Annotated in this window: 5 protein-coding genes and 1 pseudogene; 2 read left to right on the top strand and 4 right to left on the bottom strand. The window is 32.8% G+C overall.

Annotated features, from left to right (window positions below):
- The first annotated feature begins 1,067 nt into the window (after window positions 1-1,067).
- Together FS875_RS10845 and FS875_RS09435 are read left to right on the top strand one after the other, a co-directional pair.
- The gene (locus tag FS875_RS10845) at window positions 1,068-1,199 is read left to right on the top strand and encodes a hypothetical protein (protein WP_281282258.1); all 132 of its coding nucleotides are present in this window, start codon (window positions 1,068-1,070) and stop codon (window positions 1,197-1,199) included.
- A gap of 451 nt (window positions 1,200-1,650) precedes the next feature.
- Window positions 1,651-2,804: pseudogene (locus FS875_RS09435) on the top strand (tyrosine-type recombinase/integrase).
- 271 nt (window positions 2,805-3,075) lie between these two features.
- On the opposite strand, the gene FS875_RS09430 reads toward FS875_RS09435, so the two are convergent.
- The 4 genes from FS875_RS09430 to FS875_RS09415 form a co-directional block, all read right to left on the bottom strand.
- On the bottom strand, window positions 3,076-3,288 hold the full coding sequence (locus FS875_RS09430; RefSeq protein ID WP_139413584.1) for a hypothetical protein: 213 nt from the start codon (window positions 3,286-3,288) through the stop codon (window positions 3,076-3,078).
- Entirely contained in the window at window positions 3,281-3,484 is a 204-nt protein-coding gene (locus FS875_RS10725) for a hypothetical protein (protein ID WP_144756076.1), read from the bottom strand. The genes FS875_RS09430 and FS875_RS10725 overlap by 8 nt, the downstream gene beginning before the upstream one ends.
- Complete coding sequence (locus FS875_RS09420; RefSeq protein WP_144756073.1) at window positions 3,417-3,644, bottom strand: hypothetical protein; 228 nt, start codon at window positions 3,642-3,644, stop codon at window positions 3,417-3,419. The genes FS875_RS10725 and FS875_RS09420 overlap by 68 nt, the downstream gene beginning before the upstream one ends.
- Window positions 3,641-3,936, bottom strand: a 296-nt coding sequence (locus FS875_RS09415; RefSeq protein WP_144756070.1) for a lysozyme, incomplete at its 5' end; no start/stop codon positions are given. The genes FS875_RS09415 and FS875_RS09420, both read right to left, overlap by 4 nt.

Below are 3,936 nucleotides of genomic sequence, written 5' to 3'. Positions count from 1 at the left end.
ATCATATAGTTTTTATTTTTTATTAAATATAATATAGACATAAAAATAGAATTATGTTAATTTCATTATGAATATTTATTAATAGAGGTAAATCACAAAAATGATTATAAAATATTTCTTTGCCATATGTGTTATATTATTAATTTTTTTATCTGTTGTGAAAGCATCTGAATATACAATTTTAGCAGAAGGAACAGCTGTTACTATTAATACTTCTACTTCTAAACCAAATTTATTGCTTAGTAAACAGAGCAGTCACTTATTAAATAAAGTTATTTTATTAACTCATCCTGGTAATCATAGTGTATTTTTTAAAAATATGACTTATCTTTTTCAAACAGTAAAACGTATATATATTAATTTAGGAATATATTTATATTCTTCAATATTTTCCATATTCAAATGGTAGATTATTTAATCTTGTAGAGAGGAAAATAATTATAATAAATAAATTATATGCATTAATGTTATACGCAATTTATTTATTATGGCGATAGGTTACAGTATATAATCTTTCAAGTATGAATTAATAAGTTTTTAAAAATACTGATATTTTTGTAAAGCAATGGGAATAATTATTTTTGAACTTTGCACCAATTGATTTTAAAATTTTTACCTTGTTGAAAGAGTGGTGTAAGTTTCATTTTTGAAAGAAGGTTTATAAGTCTTTTAATTTTTTAAAAATGGACGCGTATCAATTTCATAAATTTTTTAGAAAAAATGATGTGGGATAGGTACAAAGCGATTAATCGTTTGATCATTTTCTTTTAATTTGGTTTTCAGACTTTCAAAAGCACCGACATCAATATCTTTTTAATAATGAAAATTAAGCATTGCTTTACGTTTTTATGTCTCACGTTTTTTAATAGAGTGATGTCCTTCACTGATAAAGAGAACAGCTCAAACATGATTTACCTATTGTTGTTAATTTACGAGTTTATTTTCAAAAGGTATTTCTCAAGGCACGTTACACCTATTTTGTGACAATACTTGTGAATGGTATAATGCTAAAGACCCCACGAATAGTATATTAGTACACCAACATCTTTCAGTTATGAAGGAGAAAGTTGATACCATCATATATTTTTGTCAGTTTCAATGTTGCTATAGCTCTTGGCGTTGAGATGGTTCATAAAGCGTTTTCTATTCACATGCTAGCTTCCCTTATGGGGCGCAAGAAAGTGATTTTAATTGATTGAATATAAATAAATTTTAAATGAAAGATCTATGATATTCAGGTTTTTCATTTAACAGATAAAACAATAAATTATTATAGAAAATTAATATATAGTGTATTTAAAAGGACTTAATATAAATTTAAAAAACTTTTGTAAAAACGTATTATCTCTTTCTTTGATGCTTTTAATAATTTTTTATTGAAGACTTCGTATTTCTTAGAAAGAGTTATTATCCCGTTGGATAACTTTGATGAAGATAATCCCATTAATATAGCACATATCATTTTCAGGAGCAAATTAACATTGAAGTATAATAATTATAATAAAATTAGAGAGATTCCTTAAGAATTCATTTTGTTAAAAACAAAAGAATTTTGAGTGTTCGAATCAATGAACATACCTAGAGAAGAAGTCTTGAATTTAAGGTGGTCTAAAAGGTGGACCAAAAAAGGTGGACGAGAAGGTAAATTAAGTGAGGGCAATTCATAGACTATCAGCAGCATTCGTAAAGGCATCTCCTCAAGGTAAATATTGTGATGGGGCAGGGGTGTGTGGTTGAATGTTCGAAAAGACAATACTCGCTCTTGGTTTTTTCGCTATACACACCACAATAAGCGCCGTGAAATGGGGCTTGGTTCTGTCACAAGACTTTCTTTAAAAGAAGCACGAGAACTTGCAAGATATTACAGTGATATTCTTAAAGAAGGCAATGATCCTATTATCTTTCAAGAACAAACTATTTTAAAACAGCAAAGCAATATGTTTAAAGAAGTTGCGCAGGCGGCTTTTGAAAGTAAAAAAGCTGAGTTAAAGAATGAAGGCAAAAATGGGCGTTGGTTTTCTCCACTAGAATTACATGTTATTCCACATATAGGGAGTTTGCCTATAGAACAATTAACAGCGAATATCATTCGCAATGTTTTGGTACCTCTTTGGCATGAAAAAGCAGATACAGCGCGTAAAGCACTTAATCGTATTAACATTTGCTTGAAATATGCTGCAGCTCTTGGTTTAGATGTTGATCTACAGGCTTGTATGAAAGCACGCGCCCTTTTAGGAAAGCCCCGTGCTACATCAACAAATATTCCTGCTATGCCATGGCAAGAAGTACCGGCTTTTTATTAGAATTTAGATGATAAGATTCTTTCAAATTTAGCACTGAAGCTTCTGATTTTGACTGGAGTACGGTCATATCTATTGCGATATTTACGTCTTGAACAAATAAATAAGGATATATGGACAATACCGAAAGAAAATATGAAAGGTATTGTAGGGAAAGTTTCAGATTTTCGCGTGCCATTAACTCATGGAGCTTTGAAAGTGATTGAAAAATCTCTCCCTTTTGAGAAAAAAGGTTTTCTCTTTTCTGGTCTTACCGGCAAGCCAATTTCTGATGCAAGCATGTCCAAATATATGACAGTTTGTGGTTTAACTTATTGCCCTCATGGTTTCCGTTCAAGCTTACGGGATTGGATAGCAGAAACAACATCAACACCATTTGAGATTGCCGAAACTGTTCTTGCACATTCCGTTGGGAGTTCAGTGACCAAAGCTTATATGCGAACAGATTTTTTAGAACAACGACATACTCTCTTGGAACAGTGGGCTGCATTTATAACAGAATAGATTTTTTTACAATTGCCTCTACAGAGCGCCTCTTTTTTTCACTAACTTTATCTAATATTTTTTGAATGTTACTAAGTTCTGTTGTGAAAAATAATCTAAAGTTTTAACAAATCTTTTTGCGTATTTTTTAGCTATTTTGAGGGGAAATATGATGTGCAAAATTTTTTAAAAAAACACTGTAAAATGTGTAAAAATATTGTTCATCGCTTTAATGAGACGTGCAAAATGAAAAATCTATTGGCTAAAAAATTTAGCACGTCTCAGAGCGTATTTAGAGTCGGATATTTGGTTTTTGTGTAAAAATACTCTCTATGGCATCTAGGATCCGTGAAAAATCAAGCGCTAATAAGAGTATAATCAGTACAATCCATTTCGTATAACGCGACATCACCTTTACACTTTTATAGGTCATGATGATTTCTTGAAGGATTTCTTTTTCCGCTTCTGTAAGCTCTATATCATCTCTTGTTTTTCTTCTAGCCATGTTTCCATCCACACAAACGTTCACCTAGAGTGTTATGTTTTAAGATATCTCTTGCTAAGCTTGAACTGATGACGTTAACATCTCTTTTGTTTAAATAAATGGGTAACCAGCCAACACAAGAGACATAGTTATTTGTTACGCAACCAGCGAGAGAGAGCAGTGCGCACATCAGTGTCATTTTTTTGATTAACTTCATTTTCCACCTCCAGACGTGTTTTTGCTGCCTTTAGCGTTTTTTCTGTTTGCTTTTGCTGTTCTGCTTTTTTGCCAAGCATGAAAGCTTTGGCTAAAGCCATAAAAAAAGCAGCAAAAGCCGCACCTGTTAACAGCAGATTTTTTTTCATCCATAAGATCATAGGCGGTGCTCCTGAAAGCGTTTGGCAACAAAGAAAAGACCAACACCTGCAGCTAGAACCATAATGCTAGCGAGAGCCCATTGCACTGGACCGTTGCCCGCTAATAAGCCGCCAAGACCTGAAAAAGAGCCAATGACTGGTGCCAATGCTTCTACTTTAAAGAGCGCTGTTGAATCCTTTGTTTCTACGGTTTGATAGTTGGAGGAAACATAAGCGCCTTTCGCCCATAATCCGGCTTCTGCGACACGCCGGTGGACAAGACCTTGCAAGCGTTTACCACCCGCTTTGGTCC

It is taken from the genome of Bartonella saheliensis (assembly GCF_902162175.1).
The sequence above is the reverse complement of the archived record's forward strand: the minus strand, read 5'-3'. Positions and strand labels throughout refer to the sequence as shown.

What these genes read in the sequence shown, in the direction of transcription:
- FS875_RS09420 (WP_144756073.1), bottom strand. Translation starts at nt 3,644, where the DNA reads ATGATCTTATGGATGAAAAAAAATCTGCTGTTAACAGGTGCGGCTTTT.
- FS875_RS09430 (WP_139413584.1), bottom strand. Translation starts at nt 3,288, where the DNA reads ATGGCTAGAAGAAAAACAAGAGATGATATAGAGCTTACAGAAGCGGAA.
- FS875_RS10725 (WP_144756076.1), bottom strand. Translation starts at nt 3,484, where the DNA reads ATGAAGTTAATCAAAAAAATGACACTGATGTGCGCACTGCTCTCTCTC.